A 15,537-nucleotide genomic window follows, 5' to 3' on the forward strand; every position below is an offset into this window, starting at 1 on the left:
AAACATCTTTTGTAGGGGCGGGTTTTACCACTAACGTTTCGTTTTCACCCTGATATAACTAAACCCGCCCCGACCTAACTGTTCAATTATCACATAGACATAAGACATAAGACTACCAAAAGTCTGTCACTTCATAACTCAGCTCAGTCAGCATCTGATACAACAGAGGTAAACTTAGACCAATGACATTACTGTGACAACCGTCTAGTTTTTCGACAAATAAGCCGCCCCGCCCTTCTAGGGCAAAGCAGCCTGCACAGTTTAGAGGTTCGCCTGTAGCCACATAGGCTTGAATTGCGCGATCGCTCACATTGGCAAAGTAGACTCGTGTTATCCCACAACGGACAATTGTCTTATCCTGTGATACATCAATTAAGGCATGACCCGTATAGAGTTCGCCCACTCTACCCCGCATCATCTGCCAACGTGCGATCGCCTCTTGGGGATTAGCCGGTTTCCCGTGGATCTCATCCTGAATGCTTAACACTGAATCACAGCCTAACACTAGCGCCTCATCAAATTTAGGCACAACGGTTTTGGCTTTGTGCCATGCTAGGGTTTTGACTAACTCTACCGGATCAGTAACTTTAACCTGAGATTCATCAAAATCACTGTGACAAACGATGGGTTCAATGCCAGCATTTTTTAATAAACGGCGGCGTGCTGGCGAAGCTGAGGCTAAAACAAATTGTTTCATTCCTTATTTGTCATTCGTCATTCGTCATTCGTTACATTTATCTTGACAAGTGACCCCTAATCTAGTAAACATTAAACGAACTAGCGACTTGGGTAAACAGATCTTGCACTTTATCCCAACGTTCTTCTGTGGTTGAAGTATTCAGAGTGTAGAGCTTACCACGGCTGATGACGGCTGTGGCTAGGTCATGACGATTTTGAGTAGGAAGTTTGACACTATATTCGAGAAGATAATAGGTTTTGCCTTCCGTCTCGCGAGCTTTTGCATCAACTAATTCAACTTGACGATTGGAATTCGCCGCCGATAGCACATTTTGTTGGAGTTGGTAACCGACTTCCCCAGGCGTTCCTAAATCGGTGAGGGTTGTATTTTCTGGAACGGGGTTAATCACCACACTGACATTTTCGGTTTGCTCGATCAAATCCCGAAATACGACATCTGGTCCGTCAGTGACTTGAATCGGCACCCAACCATTCGGATAGAGAAACTCATAACCGTCAGCCGTATCGACATAGCTTTTAAGTCCACTAACGCCGTCAGTGCAGCCATGTAGACCCAAGCTCAATACTAGCAGCAAAAGGGCGGCAATGGTCTTGAGCATCTTTATATCCTTTGAATTGGTGCGTTTTTATTGTCTCATCTTCCGGGTACACTTTATGATTGAGTTTTGATCAAGATAAGTCACGTTGGCTTGAGAAGGGTTGACGTTTAAAAGGAACCTCTTTGGGGAGGTTTGCGTCGGCGTCTATAAAACTCTAAAGCTAACCTGATTAAGATTGCAGGAAAACGAAAACACCATGAACCCAACCTATCGAATACTGACCATTTTAGGACTGGTGACTGTCCTGACGGGTTTCTCTGAAGCGGTTCGCGCCCAAGAGCCAATCAGGGTTGTGCAAGCTTCCTCAGAGCAGTTGAGTGCCGTGCAACTGTATAACCGAGGTGTTGATAAACTGGAAAAGGGTGATTATGCTGGTGCAATTTCTGACTTCGCCGATGCTTTACAACTTAACCCCGAAGACGCAGATGCCTATTATAATCGGGGCTACGCTTATCATAGTCTCGGTAATTACGACGGCGCCATTTATGACTATACCCAGGCGATTAAGTTAAATCCCGATTTTAGTCAAGCTTATAGTAACCGAGGTTATACCCATTTTGTGCGCCGGGACTACCAGAAAGCGATCGCGGATTTCACCAAGGCGATTGAAATTGATCCGGAAAATGACACCGCCTATATTAGTCGCGGGAATGCGTATGATGAGTTGGGCGATGCTGAAGCAGCTCTCAACGATTACGCCAAAGCGCTGGATATCGACCCCGAAAATGCCCGCACTTACTATAATCGGGGGCTAACGCACAATCGCTTAGAACAATATAAAGACGCGATCGCGGACTATACTCAATCGATTGAACTGCAACCCACCTTTGCTGAAGCTTATTACAATCGGGGGCTGACTCAATTCAAATTGGAGAATATCGATGCAGCTACTGCTGACTTGCAAAAAGCGGCTGAACTTTTTCAAGAACAAGGCAGATCAGATAGTTATGAAAGTGTTATGAATGCGCTGCAAGTGATGGGAGGGGGAAACTAACCCCTGATCCTACTGATTTTGGTAAGTTATGCTAAATCGAACTAATTTTTAGCTCAATCCTTGATCAGATTTCACTTCATTGTTAGTCCAAAATCGCTGGATTAACAGGGGTGTTCCCGATTGAGGGAAGCGTAAAGATTAGCTAACGCTTGATACAGAGACAGCGACGAACATCAATCCACTGACTAAAACTAGAGCGGCAATTCCCAAGAATACATAGTTGCGCTGCTCTGTTTTGCTTGGGGGTTCCGCTTGGTAAACTTTGGGTTCACGGGCAAAGTTATTTAAACGTCCGCCTTCTTCTGTGGTATAGGGCATGAATGATAACCTTTTTTACTCATCTTATAGAATTGTAACAAACTCTCAGTATAAATACTCTCCTGTTTGGATAAGAAATTTTTATAGTCGCTAAAAAGCGGTTCTAGCCCTCTAATAACCGTTGCACGGAAATCGTTACATCAGGAAATGCCAACGGGTGAATTTCTCCCGTCGTCAGGGTTAATTGGTGGGTATAGTCGCCACCGACAGGTTCACGAAGCAATCCTCAAACCTGACAAAGGACATAAGACAGTCTTAATTAATCGTCCCCGTCAATGGTGAACTCGCACTAGCATAACTTTTAATCGGAATCCGCCCCGCCAGATAAGCCAAACGTCCGGCTTGAGTCGCCATACCCATGGCTTTCCCCATCGCCACGGGATTTTTAGCTAGTGCGATCGCACTATTGACGAGTAAAGCATCTGCCCCCATCTCCATGGCTTGCGCCGCTTCGCTTGGTGATCCAATTCCCGCATCCACGACCACAGGAACTCCCGCCTCTTCGATAATAATTTGGATATTTGCCGCCGTTTTAATCCCTTGTCCTGAACCAATGGGGGAACCCAAGGGCATTACCGTGACACACCCCACCTCTTCCAATCGTTTAGCTAACATGGGGTCGGCATTAATGTAAGGCAGAACGGCAAACCCCTCTTTCACCAATTTCTCAGCGGCTTCCAAAGTACCAATCGGGTCTGGTAATAAATATTTCGCGTCTGGAATAACTTCTAACTTGACAAAATTATTATCCTCTTGCCCCAATAACTTTGCCATTTCCCGACCTAACCGCGCCACTCGCACGGCTTCCTCTGCGGTTTTACAGCCTGCGGTGTTGGGTAACATCCAGATTTTCGTCCAATCCAGCGCCTCGGCTAATCCTTCATGACCCGGGGCTTGGGTTTGCACCCGCCGCACCGCTACTGTGACAATCTCACTCCCACTCGCCATAATACCCTGCTGCATTTGTTCAATGCTGCTATATTTCCCTGTACCGGTCATGAGACGGGAGTGAAATGTTCGACCGGCAATAATTAACGGGTCAGATGTCGCGGGTTCTGTAACTGAGGTGTTCTGGGGAGATAGGGGAGTAATGGGAGAACTAATCATTAAATTTGAGCAGGATTGATGATAAAAGCGATCGTAACGAAAATGGTCTAAGAGCGGATCAACCCTTTGCCTTTCGATCCAGTCTGCCAGTAGCTGTGCTGTCACCGGGGCGAGGAGAATGCCATTGCGGTAATGTCCTGTCGCTAATGTTAAATTTTCACAAGGGCTAACTCCCAGAATCGGACATTCATCTGGAGTTGCCGGTCGAAATCCCCACCAGCATTCCTGAATTGACCAATCCTGTAGGGGCGGATATAACCGTATTGCCCGTGAGAGCAAGGTGTGAATTCCCGATGGTGTATTATCAGGTTGCCATCCCACATCCTCACTCGTTGCACCAATCAGTAACCGCCCATCCCGACGCGGAACTAAGTAGGTATCCGGTCCATAGATCACCCGTTGCAGGGGTAAGGGCTGATGGGGATTGGCTGGCATTTGTACCGACAGCATCTGACCTTTTTTTGGATACACGGGTATAGGTAGCAGTTCCTTTGACCAAGCCCCCGTTGCTAATACATAATGATCAGCCTGAAATTCCCCGATCGAGGTTCTAACGCCACAAACACGACGATTGTGCTGCTCAATTGCCTCGACGGTTACCCCTTCGCGCAGGTCAATCCCTAATTCTTGAGCCGCTAATCGCAGGGCTTGCGCCAATGAGCGGTTATCGACTTGTCCATCTTCGGGATACCACCAGCCACCAATCACATCTGCCCCTAAACCGGGTTGATATAAATGAATCGTATTTTTATCTAACCAGTTGCCAACTTTAGGGTGAGAAGCTGAAATCTCTTCATAGACTGGGGCGAGAATCCCGCAGGGCAAGTACCCTGTCGCCACACCAGTAAGTTGTTCGAGTTTGGTACACCATTGAGAGTAGAGCGATCGCGATCGCCGACATAATTCCCGCATTGGAGGCTCAGGAATGGCTTCCGCATCAGGGGCTAACATACCAGCGGCGGCTAGAGTCGATGCGGCTTTAAAGTCGCGGGTTAATACCGTGACTGTCGCCCCCCGCCACTTCAATTCTAGGGCGAGTGCTAAACCAATGACGCCACCGCCCACAATTAAAATATCACTGCAAAAGTTCATTAGAAGATAAAAATTGAGACGCGCCCTAGCCAGTCCATACAGATTTTGTCAACAACTTTACCAGAGAGCCGTAACCGGTTCGGAATCCTCAGTCGCTTCACCCGCGCCTGTATCCGCTTGACCCATTGTTGTTTGAGGAGCTTGGGCTGTACCCTGATTATTTTGAGCTTGCGGGACGCTTCTAATCGTTGTGGGAGCTTGGGATACTGGCTGAGTTGGCTGATTGCCTGGTTGTTGTGTTGCTGCTTGGTTGTCTGTCGTGTCTGGATCTGACTCAATTTGGTTAGCCGTGGGATTGTCTCCCCCAAAGAGTTCTCCAAAAAAAGGAAGGGATACTCCCTGCCAACCTAAAGCGGCTCCCACTAGAGCGGCTGCGATGATAATTAATCCAATTAATTTGTTCATTTCTTCTCAATCCATCTAATCTATGTGGCGTTTGCTCGGCTTGGCAATAACTAGAGCTTATAATAGATAGTTTTTTAACTTACTTTTTTGATCACCATAAGTCTTAATCATGCTGATTTCGCCACGCATTGAAAACGTTCCCCATCAAGGCAAGCCCTGAGCAATCCCTGCCGTCTAAACGGTGAGGTAGTTGAAAAAGCTAACGCCTTCATAATTATTATATAGCCCTCTGTTGTCCTAAAGGGGGCAGCTATCACTCAAAACCAGGTTCATCGAGGGTTGCCAAGGATCAAAACGTCCCCTACAAATATTTCTGCACCACCTGCCACCCGGAATAGGACACCCAGGCAAATCCTAGGAATAAGGCAATATTGGTTCCCAGATGAACAGCCCGCGCCCAAGGCTTTTGGGGACTGATTTGGGTGGAACTGCCGGCGGACACCGCAACCAGCGCCACGACAGATAACCCGGCAATCAAGTGTCCAGAATGCCCCAGATTGCCATAATGACCAATTGTACCAACTAAACCAATTGCCAGGAGCAGCAAGACCAGAGTGACCATTAGCCAACCGATGATGTAATGTAATGGTCGCAACCATTTAGGTCTTGGGCGTTGAGAGTGGCGTTTCGAGAACAGAACACTGCCCGTCACCGCCAACAGCAAATAAGCCGCTAGGGACAAGCCCATTGACCAAGCCGCTATTTTCCACAACCAGATAAAGTCGGGCAGATTCACAAATTGATGCCTCAAATTCAGCCTATTTACCGTCCCCAATCCTAGCGTAAGAGGTTGCTCATCGCTAACCTCGTGAGACCCCACATTCAGCGAAGCCATGTGGGGAGGAATAGAGGTCAAACCGTGCCACATTGAGTGGTAAGGTTTGACAGTCCAGGTGAAGGCACGACGATTAACCCCGTGCTTTGCTGCAACAACTGGACTTTTCTGGCAGTAAATTGCCCTAGTCTTTTCCAATTAACGTCACTAACTGAAACTTGAGTTTTGGTGTCTCCAGAACACCAGCCTATATAAATCTTTCCAGCTTTTTCGGCTATAACCTTGTCTCCCTTCCTAAAGTTATGACGAGTAACCGTACCGCCATACTTACGTCGTTTGCCGCCCTTGGATGGAACACACAGGTGTAATTGTCTGCGACTAACAGGCGGTCTACGGACTACCGCAAACGGTGCAGGTGTAACCTGAACCCAACCTTCCCAGTTGCCGTGCTTGGCGTTGCGAGAATGCCACTCTCGCCATTGATTGTATGAACTCGAACGCGGCTAAAGTTACACCATCAACGGCGTGTGTTACTGGTGTTTGATTAGGTTTGTTTTTTTTGTCTTTGGTTAATCCTAACCACTGTCTAAGCTGGCTAGTTCCATTGCCGTTTTTTTGCCATCCCTGATGAGTTATAACTGGAGCTAGCTCAGATAGCCACGTAAGCATTTTCGTGGTTCCCACCATCACCGGAGAGAAACCAACACCAGATCGGGCAGACTTGCGACCACTGGTTTTATCCACATCAGCCATAACCAACTCATAGTGAATGGCGCTAACGGGAAACAGCTTAAACAACTCTTTAACTACCCGTAACTCTAGCTGCTTGTTAGCTCGAATTGAGGGAGGTAGTTTGGCTTGCTTACGATTATTGAACCTTGCTTGACGGTGGCAACGCTCAGAGTATGGTAACTTTCGATTGATCCGCTTTCCCCGTCTGCAAAGGCGCATAATGCGCCGCAATTGCATTCGTTCTTTAACCGTTTTAAATGGTAAAACTAAGTGAGCCATCCACAGAGTAGACAAGCTTGATTGAACTCCAATTCCTGAGTAAAATTTCCCAGGATCTATACCTATGGCTATCGGCTGAGTGTCCTCTCCTGTTTCAAAAGTTAACTGAATAGCAAAACATTCTAAATCGTTATGCACCACCTTGGCTTTGCCTGCTTTTAACCAACGTCTAGCACGACTAGCTTTAGTTGGCATTAAAGGTTTACCTGATTTTGATAGAACTGGTACTCGTAACATGGAGATAATCCTCACGAGTTAAGTTATCAGTTATCAGTTATCAGTTATCAGTTATCAGTCATCGATCACTGTTCACTGTTCACTGTTCACTGTTCACTGACCACTATGTCCCTTCCCGCCATCTCGGTTAAGATGTCCTAACTAAATAGCGACCCGACAAAAAGTCTTAGAGATAACTCGGACTAGGGAAGTATCCGAGAGTCTGTGCCAAACCGAAACTCTATGCGGTATTCAACGGTTTAAATTGTCGTTTGTCCGACAATCCCTAGACTCAAGCGATAGCTAGTTTAGGGTTGTTGAACTGAACAACCTCTTTGATGTTTTTAAATGGCTTTTTTATCTAGGTGACATCCTCTTACACTATCTGCGTCCTGTATGGTGTAGGCTTCCTGGGTCGTAATCCTACGATGACGCTTCCGGCGTTTTCTCGGGAATATTCATCCCACGCTGCCTGTCGGGTCAGACGTGGGGAATCTATCGCCGGATCAGCTAGCTGTTGCCACAGCCAAACGTGCTTCGCTTGCGGGGCTATTATGACGAATTGTTTCTTCACTAAGCTTATTATCATCCGCAGGTGGTACAACGGCTTTAGCGTCAGAGGACGACGCCGGATTAACTTCTTGATCGACCTGTAAGCGAGTGCAGGGTACGGTATCCGAGAGAATCGCACTTGCCATCATGCCTGTGTGAATCTCCAGTAGCGCCTGCGGTAGGGCTTCAAAGACTAAGCGCTGTCCCGGAAAAACCACGCGCTCAAAATACCAATTGGGAATATTTGTAATCCGAGCAATTTGAATCTGACTCGTGGCGTTTACGTAGCAACAGAGAATGTGAGTTTGATTATCACAAGGTAGGGGATCAAGTATCTGAGTCATAACTGCTGAGTGAGGTACTAAATGAATCGTGCTTCTTATTACTTCACCTAACTTAGCACTTGCGATCCCGTGCCTGCTGTAAATCCGACTACCAATTTAACTTCTTTCTTGCCAATTGCACTGACGCGATCGCAGCTAAATGGTTAGTTTGTCCCATCCCTTGGGTTGAGACCCTAAATTGGGTCATTTTAGGTAATATTGCTTAGGTTACCTCCCTTAGACTCCCCGATATGAACTCCATGAAAAAAATACCATACCCTTGAGGTCACAGGGCAATCTTGTTAGAGTAAAGTTAAGTTATGTGAAAAAGAAATCAAATATCTGAGAAAGCTGGGTTGGGGCTGTGTCCTCACCCCGGTCGATGATGACTTAAGCGTCCGCGTCCACGGGGTTTTCAGCCAAATTGCACTGGATACATGCCAAGTTCAAGACAGCCAACCGTATTCATAAAAGCCGATTTACCCCAGATGAAATTTACAATGTCAGAAAAAATTCTTTATGTTCGCCTACCCTGCAACCCGATTTTCCCGATTGGGGTTGTTTATTTAGCCGATCACGTTCACAAACTCTTCCCAGAGGTAAAACAGCGCATCTTTGACTTAGGCACCGTACCTCCCCTGGATTTTTCCCGATCGCTTGATGCTTGTATTGACGAATTTCAACCGACGCTTTTGGTATTCTCCTGGCGCGATATTCAAATTTATGCGCCAGTTGGCGGTAGGGGGGGGAACCCCTTACAAAATGCCTTTGAGTTCTACTATGCCAGTAACCCTTTTGTCAAGGTACGCGGGGCGATCGGTGGATTACGTTTAGCCGCCGCTTATTATAATGAACTGTGGCGTAACTTAGGGCTGATTCGTCGGGGACTTAAACGCGCCCGTAACTATAACCCAGAGGCACGTCTGATTGTCGGCGGGGGTGCGGTTAGCGTATTTTATGAACAACTGAAGAATAAATTACCCAAAGGGACAATTGTCTCCGTGGGTGAAGGTGAAACCCTATTAGAGAAACTCCTGCGGGGTGAATCCTTTGCCGATGAGCGCTGTTATGTGGTGGGTGAGACTCAGCCGCGCGATCGCATGATTCATGAGAACCCAACTCCCCTAGAAAAAACCGCCTGTAACTACGACTATATCCAAAGTATCTGGTCGGCTTTTGATTATTATTTTCAAGAGAGTGATTTTTATATCGGCGTGCAAACTAAACGTGGTTGTCCCCACAACTGCTGCTACTGCATCTACACCGTCGTCGAAGGCAAACAGGTACGGATCAATCCCGCTGATGAAGTTGTCGCCGAAATGCGCCAGCTTTATGACCGAGGTATCCGCAACTTCTGGTTTACCGATGCTCAGTTTATCCCAGCGCGGAAGTTTATTGACGATGCGGCGGAACTGTTGCAGAAAATTCTCGACTCTGGAATGAGGGATATTCACTGGGCGGCGTATATTCGGGCGGATAATCTCACCCCCGAATTGTGCGACTTGATGGTGAAAACCGGGATGAACTACTTTGAAATCGGCATTACCAGTGGTTCCCAGGAATTAGTGCGTAAGATGCGGATGGGATATAACCTCCGCACCGTGCTACAAAATTGTCGCGATTTGAAAGCGGCGGGGTTTAATGACTTGGTTTCGGTCAACTATTCCTTTAATGTAATAGATGAGCGACCGGACACCATTCGCCAAACCATTGCCTATCACCGGGAGTTAGAGCGAATCTTTGGTGCTGATAAGGTAGAACCTGCTATCTTCTTTATCGGACTGCAACCCCATACTCATTTGGAAGCCTATGCCTTTGAGCATAATATTATCCAAAAAGACTATGATCCAATGAGTTTAATGCCCTGGACAGCGAAAAAGCTACTCTGGAATCCCGAACCATTAGGCTCTTTCTTTGGTGAAGTTTGTCTGCAAGCTTGGCGGCAAAATCCCGATGATTTTGGTCGCGAAGTGATGAAAATTTTAGAGGAACGTTTGGGGTGTGCGGATTTGGAGGACGCTTTAGCGGCTCCGATTGCCGCCCCAGCTAAGACGCCGCCTAAACAACTGGTTACAGCGGGGTAGTTGATTCTATCCGTTTATCGTCAACTAGAACAGCTTGGAGAAATTCAACCCTAAAATGTATCATAATTAACATAAAATCATCGGTTAAAATTCTCCCCTGCTCCCAGACGTGCCATGGCACGTCTCTACACGCTCCCCCTTTCCCCTGAACCCCTCAGACAAGGTTTGATCATGCTGCAAGGTTCGATATTACAAAAGTTAGACACAGCTCATCGCGGTGGTAAGCGACCGCTGAATTTTGGCGTTTATCACAAAAACACCCTGATTGCTCTGTGTCATGCTTTGGAAGACTTTATTTTAGAGTCAGAGGGAAAACCTCTGTTGATTGCGGCGTTTCAACAGGGGAAATGGTATCTGCAAGAGGCAGAACGCTATAACGATTTGGCGGAACACTCGTCTCAAGTGGTGATTATGGCGACAGGGGATACCAGTTTTGCTGAACATCCCACCAGCCAGCGATCCAATGTGACGCTCGTGGATTTAGAACCCTCTGATCCAGTGGCTCAAGAGTGGCATTTGATCATCATGTCGGAGACATACACGGCAATGGTCTTATGTCAAGAGTTATCCGCCGCTGATTATGGCAGTAAAGGACAACCCCAAGAGGATCGGGAGCGCAAGTTTTATGGGTTCTGGACATTTGAGCCGGAACTGGTTCGGGAAACGATTGAGTTGGCGATCTCACACATTGGTGGTTATGATCAATCCTTACAAAAAAGCCTAACCGAACAAGCGCAACAGATTACGGCTGCCAATGGTAGCAAAAAACGCGATGATATTGGGCAGGTTGTGTATCGCGTCGTCGATTATCTAGAACGCTTTGAACAAGATTTATACCAAGCTGAGGATGAGCAACTTCAGACATTGCCCCTTTCCGAGCAAGACTTAGATAATAATCTATTGTCTAATAAGGTGCAGGCATTTTTGCGGATGGCACAGCTCATTGATCAAGCGGATGTAACCAATCCCATGGCGGCGGCGGAAGTGGCAACCCTTTGTGAAGCGATGGGTCAATTGCTTGATCTACCCGCGTGGCAAATCAAACGGCTGCGATTAGCGGGATGGCTGCATCGCCTCGCCCCCTTACAAGGAGTAGAGGATACGCTGGAACCGACAAAATCCACGGTGCAGCAACAGGCGGTAGCTCAACAAGAGGCGATGCCTAAGTCCTCTGTTTTGCGGGTCATGCCCCAATTACAGGCAATTGCTCACATTATCACCCACCAAACAGAACATTGGGATGGCTCAGGACAACCTGATGGTTTGGCTTATGATGCAATTCCCTTGGAGTCGAGAATTTTAGCGCTGATTACAACATTTCAACAGCGGCTGAAGGACTATCAATCCCGAGAGACTCCTTTGGCACAAGCGCTCAATGACTGTAAGGCGTCAGCGGGTACAGTATTTGACCCCAAACTGCTTGAGGCTCTAGAACTATTGGTGGTGGGCATGCAACAGGGTATGAGTTTACAGGTGAATCAACCTAAAATAGCAGCAGGGATGTGGTTGCTTGATTCCTATGCCGCTCAGGAAGCAGAATTTAATGTTTCGTCTTAAGGTTTAAGTCACTCAGGAAAATTGATGGAAATCGAAGCAATTCGGGCTGGAAAAATCAAGCAACTCTCAGGCGCTAATCTAGATGACGAAGATTTGTCTGGGGGTCAACTTGAACAGATTAATTTGGCGGGCGCTAGTCTGGTGGGTACGAATTTGTCGAGAGCAAATCTCAATGGTGCCCGTCTCGATGGCGCTAAGCTGCTGTGCGCTCAACTGGTGTCTGCTGACGTGCGGGCAAATTGTTTGGGCGCTAATCTGATGCAAGCGAATTTGGCTGGGGCTGATTTGCGCGGGAGCAATCTCCGAGGTGCGAATTTAATGGGCGCTAACTTGGCACAGGTATCGTTTGCGGGAGCATTTTTGAGTGGTGCGAATCTGATGGGTGTCAACCTCCAGGGCGTTGATTTCCGAGGGGCTGATCTGCGGGGGGCGAATCTCAACAGTGCTAATCTCAAGGGGGCGGATTTATCGCAGGCGGATTTACAGGGCGCTAGCTTGTGTGACGCCAATTGTGAGGAAGCGGATTTGCGTGGGGCGAATCTGGCGGGGGCTAATTTGACGGGGGCAAATTTGCTTTGTGCTGAACTTGATGACGCCAATATAAGTGGTGTGAAGTTGGAGCGAGCTTGCTTGCTGGGAACGTCTCTGGAAAGTAGTTCCTAGAGTGTTACCTGAGAATCCGGGGTTATTGTCCTGAGAACAAAAGGGATACATTGGACAAATGACAAAGGAAAAATGATAATATTCTGACATAAAGGCTTGGATTTAGCGCTCACTCCTGCTATTATCAATGCTTATCAAGTTGCGCCAAAAAACCTCTTCCATCTGGACAGGGTGGGGGAGAATTTGGTATTGGAGTGATTGGGAGAATAGGGAAAAAAGATGAAATAAATTTAGCGGCGTTTAATCTCCTGGGAATCTTTCCTGGATCACCTTCTCGCGTCCTCAACAGTACGTCCTCAACAGTCCCCGAATCACGAAAAAGGTATCGTGCCAGAATAAGGGATTGGGAGGATATCTATACCCGAATCAGTTCGGTTATTTCCCCGATTAACTCTATCCGTTTCTCGGCGTTTTAGGTGATCATAGTAATTAGGAGAGAATGTCAATCGGTTAGACCTTTGCGGTATCAGGAGGAGAAGTAGCAGATGCGACACCCAGATCATTTTTCCGAAATGTTGAACCTTTACCTCTTTACCGTCGTCTAAAGGTGTAATACTATAGAGTTAAGGCAAACTCATACTGACTTCGCATTCGCCCCTGTTCCTAGCCCAGAGTTAGTAAGCTGGGAAACGCCGCAGAATCAACGAAGAGACAATTTACTGAGTCAATCGCTTTAACTCCTGTCTACGGTTAGATCTCCTACTCAAGTCAATACAGGTAGGAGTCTATACATCTTTTAGTAGATGTAAACCACCGCTTCGCGCACATATCCTCAAAGTGAGAGATGGCTATAGCTTTTGCTTTTGAGGTCAAAATCCGCGACAGATTTATTGCTCGTTTACGGAGTCACTACTCACAGATGCCCACTGTTAACACCAAATCCAAAACGACCAAGCAGCCCACATTTTCGGCAGATATGGTTCGCACGTATCTGCATGAAATCGGTCGCGTGCCACTACTGACCCATGAGCAAGAAATTGTCTATGGTAAGCAAGTGCAGCAGATGATGCCGCTGTTGGAGGCAAAAGATGCTTTAGCGGAAACGATGCAGCGCGAACCGACGATACAGGAGTGGGCAGAACACGTTAATTTAGAAGAATCAGCCCTCAAGAAAATTATAAACCAGGGAACGCGAGCTAAGCGCAAGATGATTGAAGCAAATCTGCGCCTAGTAGTTGCGATCGCGAAAAAGTATCAGAAGCGTAACATGGAATTCCTGGACTTGATTCAGGAAGGTACCCTGGGATTAGAGCGAGGGGTGGAGAAATTTGACCCAACGCGAGGTTATAAGTTTTCCACTTATGCTTACTGGTGGATTCGTCAGGCAATCACCCGCGCCATCGCCCAGCAAGCCCGCGCTATTCGGTTACCGATTCACATTACCGAAAAGTTGAATAAGATTAAGAAAGTTCAACGAGAACTGTCTCAGAGATTAGGTCGTAACGCGACACCGGCTGAGATTGGTCAGGAGTTAGAGTTAGAACCTGCCCAGATTCGCGAGTATTTGAGCATTGCCCGTCAACCCGTATCCCTGGATGTGCGAGTGGGTGATAACCAAGATACAGAATTATCTGACCTCTTAGAAGATAGTGGTCCGACGCCGGTTCATTACACAACTCAGGAATCCCTGCGCCAAGATTTAGATAATCTCCTGGCAGAATTAACCCCCCAACAACGGGAAGTCTTGGCACTCCGCTTTGGCTTAGAAGATGGGAATGAACTGTCTTTGGCAAAAGTCGGACAGAGGCTCAATCTCAGTCGCGAACGGGTACGCCAGTTAGAGCATCAAGCTTTAGCCCAGCTAAGACGACGCCATGGGAATGTGCGGGAATATATAGCGAGTTAGGGTTCGTTGAGATTTGCGCTGTCTTACCTGAGCCTCATTCGGCGACTGTAGGGGTTTGGTAACCAAACCCCTACCACTTTTTTGTAAAAAAATATTAATTTTTTAGGCAATACCAGGACTAGCGATTGAAGCCTCTGAAATTGGCGTGTCAACTGTATAAACCCAACTGAAGAGTGAGTGAGTTTTCATTCCTTTGAGGGAATCGTCACTGGCGGATAATCCGTTATTTTTAACTTAAGGGTGATGAAGACCTCTATCAAAGTACAAAAAACCATACTCTTGCCCGTGCCAAATGTGACGGTTGAGAAACCGGATAAAGGCAGGACAAAAAAGAGACGGATTCAAGCTTTGATAGAAAGCAAGGATGCCTTGTTAACCTCTACTTTAGCTTAAGTCTACTTTAACAAAAAATAGGGCGGCTACCAACTGTGTGCTAGGATTTCAGATTTTTTAAGGGTGTTTCTATATTATTTTCAAGGAGGATACCACGGTGATTAGCCGATTCATTGAGTTTTTACAGTCCCAACGTCAACCGTTTTTTCCTTGGCGTTTACCCTTAACCGGGTTACTGCTGACGGTAGGACTAACAATGAATGTCTCCAGTAGACCAACAGCCGTCGCTCAACAACTCAAGCAAGCCGTGGACAGTGCTGCTGTGGAACCGAATCAATCTACTGTATCCGCCTCAGCCACCTTAATCCCTGATGGTACTTACCTCTACGGTCAATCCTCTCAACCGGATCAGATTGGTCAAGAATATATTGTGTTTCAAGCCAATAAAGGAAAGCTAGTTGGGGCACTTTACTTACCTCAATCTGAGTTTAGCTGTTTTTATGGCACCCTAGAATCTAAACAGATGAATCTCCAGGTTGTCAACCCCTATGACCAAACCGCTTTAGCTCACACCATCGAGAATCAGCAACAAACCTCGGTGGCGGCGGGGAGTCAGCTTCATCTAGATCGAGCTTACGACTCTTTAACCTATCCCCATACAGTTAGACTTGATCAGTATCAACCTGTTGGTCAACTGAGTGAGAATGATCAACGGATATTGAATATCTGTCGGGAAAATGTGTTGTGATAAATGACAAAAAGATCAACACCCTACATCTAACCCCTCTGGGGGTTGGGAATACAAGGTTTGTTCCTCTGCGGCTGTGGGTGAGCTAGTAAACTGTTCGATTTGAGTCAATAAAGTTTTAGCTTCGAGATCACCATTGTCGGTTCGGTGTTTGAGGTAGAGCTTCAGTTCATTGATTAGGGCAGTGGGGATGTTCATTAGGACTCCTCCGTTGT

General features: G+C 46.9%; 14 protein-coding genes and 1 pseudogene. 6 read left to right on the top strand and 9 right to left on the bottom strand.

All coding sequences use genetic code 11. The annotated features are described in order from the left end of the window. Window positions 1-112 precede the first annotated feature (112 nt). Complete coding sequence (locus RID09_RS05080) at window positions 113-697, bottom strand: Maf family protein (protein WP_446334862.1); 585 nt, start codon at window positions 695-697, stop codon at window positions 113-115. A gap of 61 nt (window positions 698-758) precedes the next feature. After that, a complete protein-coding gene (psbP, locus tag RID09_RS05085) occupies window positions 759-1,298 on the bottom strand; it encodes a photosystem II reaction center PsbP (protein ID WP_446334863.1) in 540 nt (179 codons plus the stop codon). Window positions 1,299-1,494: 196 nt separating this feature from the next. Here psbP and RID09_RS05090 point away from each other — a divergent pair, with 196 nt between their 5' ends. Next, window positions 1,495-2,292, top strand: coding sequence for a tetratricopeptide repeat protein (locus RID09_RS05090; RefSeq protein ID WP_446334864.1), 798 nt, complete (start codon window positions 1,495-1,497; stop codon window positions 2,290-2,292). Between the two features lie 138 nt (window positions 2,293-2,430). Here the strand turns inward: RID09_RS05090 and psb34 are convergent, their stop codons facing one another. From psb34 to RID09_RS05120, 6 genes and pseudogenes are all read right to left on the bottom strand, one after another. After that, window positions 2,431-2,610: a photosystem II assembly protein Psb34 gene (psb34, locus tag RID09_RS05095; protein ID WP_446334865.1), complete on the bottom strand. Its 180-nt coding sequence runs from the start codon at window positions 2,608-2,610 to the stop codon at window positions 2,431-2,433. A gap of 255 nt (window positions 2,611-2,865) precedes the next feature. Beyond that, a complete protein-coding gene (gene thiO / locus RID09_RS05100) occupies window positions 2,866-4,809 on the bottom strand; it encodes a glycine oxidase ThiO (protein ID WP_446334866.1) in 1,944 nt (647 codons plus the stop codon). Window positions 4,810-4,866: 57 nt separating this feature from the next. Then, the gene (locus RID09_RS05105) at window positions 4,867-5,214 is read right to left on the bottom strand and encodes a hypothetical protein (RefSeq protein ID WP_446334867.1); all 348 of its coding nucleotides are present in this window, start codon (window positions 5,212-5,214) and stop codon (window positions 4,867-4,869) included. 301 nt (window positions 5,215-5,515) lie between these two features. Further along, complete coding sequence (locus RID09_RS05110) at window positions 5,516-5,950, bottom strand: DUF4079 domain-containing protein (protein WP_446334868.1); 435 nt, start codon at window positions 5,948-5,950, stop codon at window positions 5,516-5,518. 116 nt (window positions 5,951-6,066) lie between these two features. After that, window positions 6,067-7,237 (bottom strand): annotated as a pseudogene (locus RID09_RS05115) (RRXRR domain-containing protein). A gap of 485 nt (window positions 7,238-7,722) precedes the next feature. Next, on the bottom strand, window positions 7,723-8,112 hold the full coding sequence (locus RID09_RS05120; RefSeq protein ID WP_446334869.1) for a DUF1830 domain-containing protein: 390 nt from the start codon (window positions 8,110-8,112) through the stop codon (window positions 7,723-7,725). A 479-nt stretch (window positions 8,113-8,591) separates the two neighbouring features. Between RID09_RS05120 and RID09_RS05125 the strand changes: the two genes are divergently transcribed. The 5 genes from RID09_RS05125 to RID09_RS05145 all read left to right on the top strand — a co-directional run bounded on the left by RID09_RS05125 (window position 8,592) and on the right by RID09_RS05145 (window position 15,322). Beyond that, a complete protein-coding gene (locus RID09_RS05125; RefSeq protein WP_446334928.1) occupies window positions 8,592-10,175 on the top strand; it encodes a photosystem II high light acclimation radical SAM protein in 1,584 nt (527 codons plus the stop codon). Between the two features lie 171 nt (window positions 10,176-10,346). Then, window positions 10,347-11,732: a DICT sensory domain-containing protein gene (locus RID09_RS05130; protein WP_446334929.1), complete on the top strand. Its 1,386-nt coding sequence runs from the start codon at window positions 10,347-10,349 to the stop codon at window positions 11,730-11,732. A 24-nt stretch (window positions 11,733-11,756) separates the two neighbouring features. Continuing rightward, window positions 11,757-12,395: a pentapeptide repeat-containing protein gene (locus tag RID09_RS05135; protein ID WP_446334870.1), complete on the top strand. Its 639-nt coding sequence runs from the start codon at window positions 11,757-11,759 to the stop codon at window positions 12,393-12,395. 859 nt (window positions 12,396-13,254) lie between these two features. Then, window positions 13,255-14,241: an RNA polymerase sigma factor, RpoD/SigA family gene (locus RID09_RS05140; RefSeq protein ID WP_446334930.1), complete on the top strand. Its 987-nt coding sequence runs from the start codon at window positions 13,255-13,257 to the stop codon at window positions 14,239-14,241. Between the two features lie 490 nt (window positions 14,242-14,731). Beyond that, window positions 14,732-15,322 (top strand): hypothetical protein, encoded by a 591-nt coding sequence (locus RID09_RS05145; RefSeq protein WP_446334871.1) that lies wholly within the window; start codon window positions 14,732-14,734, stop codon window positions 15,320-15,322. 15 nt (window positions 15,323-15,337) lie between these two features. Here the strand turns inward: RID09_RS05145 and RID09_RS05150 are convergent, their stop codons facing one another. Then, window positions 15,338-15,520 (bottom strand): hypothetical protein, encoded by a 183-nt coding sequence (locus RID09_RS05150; RefSeq protein WP_446334872.1) that lies wholly within the window; start codon window positions 15,518-15,520, stop codon window positions 15,338-15,340. Between the last annotated feature and the right edge of the window lie 17 nt (window positions 15,521-15,537).

The sequence above is a fragment of the Coleofasciculus sp. G1-WW12-02 genome (assembly GCF_040219735.1).
Taxonomy (GTDB): Bacteria; Cyanobacteriota; Cyanobacteriia; order Cyanobacteriales; family Coleofasciculaceae; genus Coleofasciculus.

Bases quoted from the DNA above. Each gene is read 5' to 3' on its own strand.
- RID09_RS05080 (WP_446334862.1), bottom strand. From the start codon at position 697: ATGAAACAATTTGTTTTAGCCTCAGCTTCGCCAGCACGCCGCCGTTTA.
- psbP (WP_446334863.1), bottom strand. From the start codon at position 1,298: ATGCTCAAGACCATTGCCGCCCTTTTGCTGCTAGTATTGAGCTTGGGT.
- RID09_RS05090 (WP_446334864.1), top strand. From the start codon at position 1,495: ATGAACCCAACCTATCGAATACTGACCATTTTAGGACTGGTGACTGTC.
- psb34 (WP_446334865.1), bottom strand. From the start codon at position 2,610: ATGCCCTATACCACAGAAGAAGGCGGACGTTTAAATAACTTTGCCCGT.
- thiO (WP_446334866.1), bottom strand. From the start codon at position 4,809: ATGAACTTTTGCAGTGATATTTTAATTGTGGGCGGTGGCGTCATTGGT.
- RID09_RS05105 (WP_446334867.1), bottom strand. From the start codon at position 5,214: ATGAACAAATTAATTGGATTAATTATCATCGCAGCCGCTCTAGTGGGA.
- RID09_RS05120 (WP_446334869.1), bottom strand. From the start codon at position 8,112: ATGACTCAGATACTTGATCCCCTACCTTGTGATAATCAAACTCACATT.
- RID09_RS05125 (WP_446334928.1), top strand. From the start codon at position 8,592: ATGTCAGAAAAAATTCTTTATGTTCGCCTACCCTGCAACCCGATTTTC.
- RID09_RS05130 (WP_446334929.1), top strand. From the start codon at position 10,347: ATGCTGCAAGGTTCGATATTACAAAAGTTAGACACAGCTCATCGCGGT.
- RID09_RS05135 (WP_446334870.1), top strand. From the start codon at position 11,757: ATGGAAATCGAAGCAATTCGGGCTGGAAAAATCAAGCAACTCTCAGGC.
- RID09_RS05140 (WP_446334930.1), top strand. From the start codon at position 13,255: ATGCCCACTGTTAACACCAAATCCAAAACGACCAAGCAGCCCACATTT.
- RID09_RS05150 (WP_446334872.1), bottom strand. From the start codon at position 15,520: ATGAACATCCCCACTGCCCTAATCAATGAACTGAAGCTCTACCTCAAA.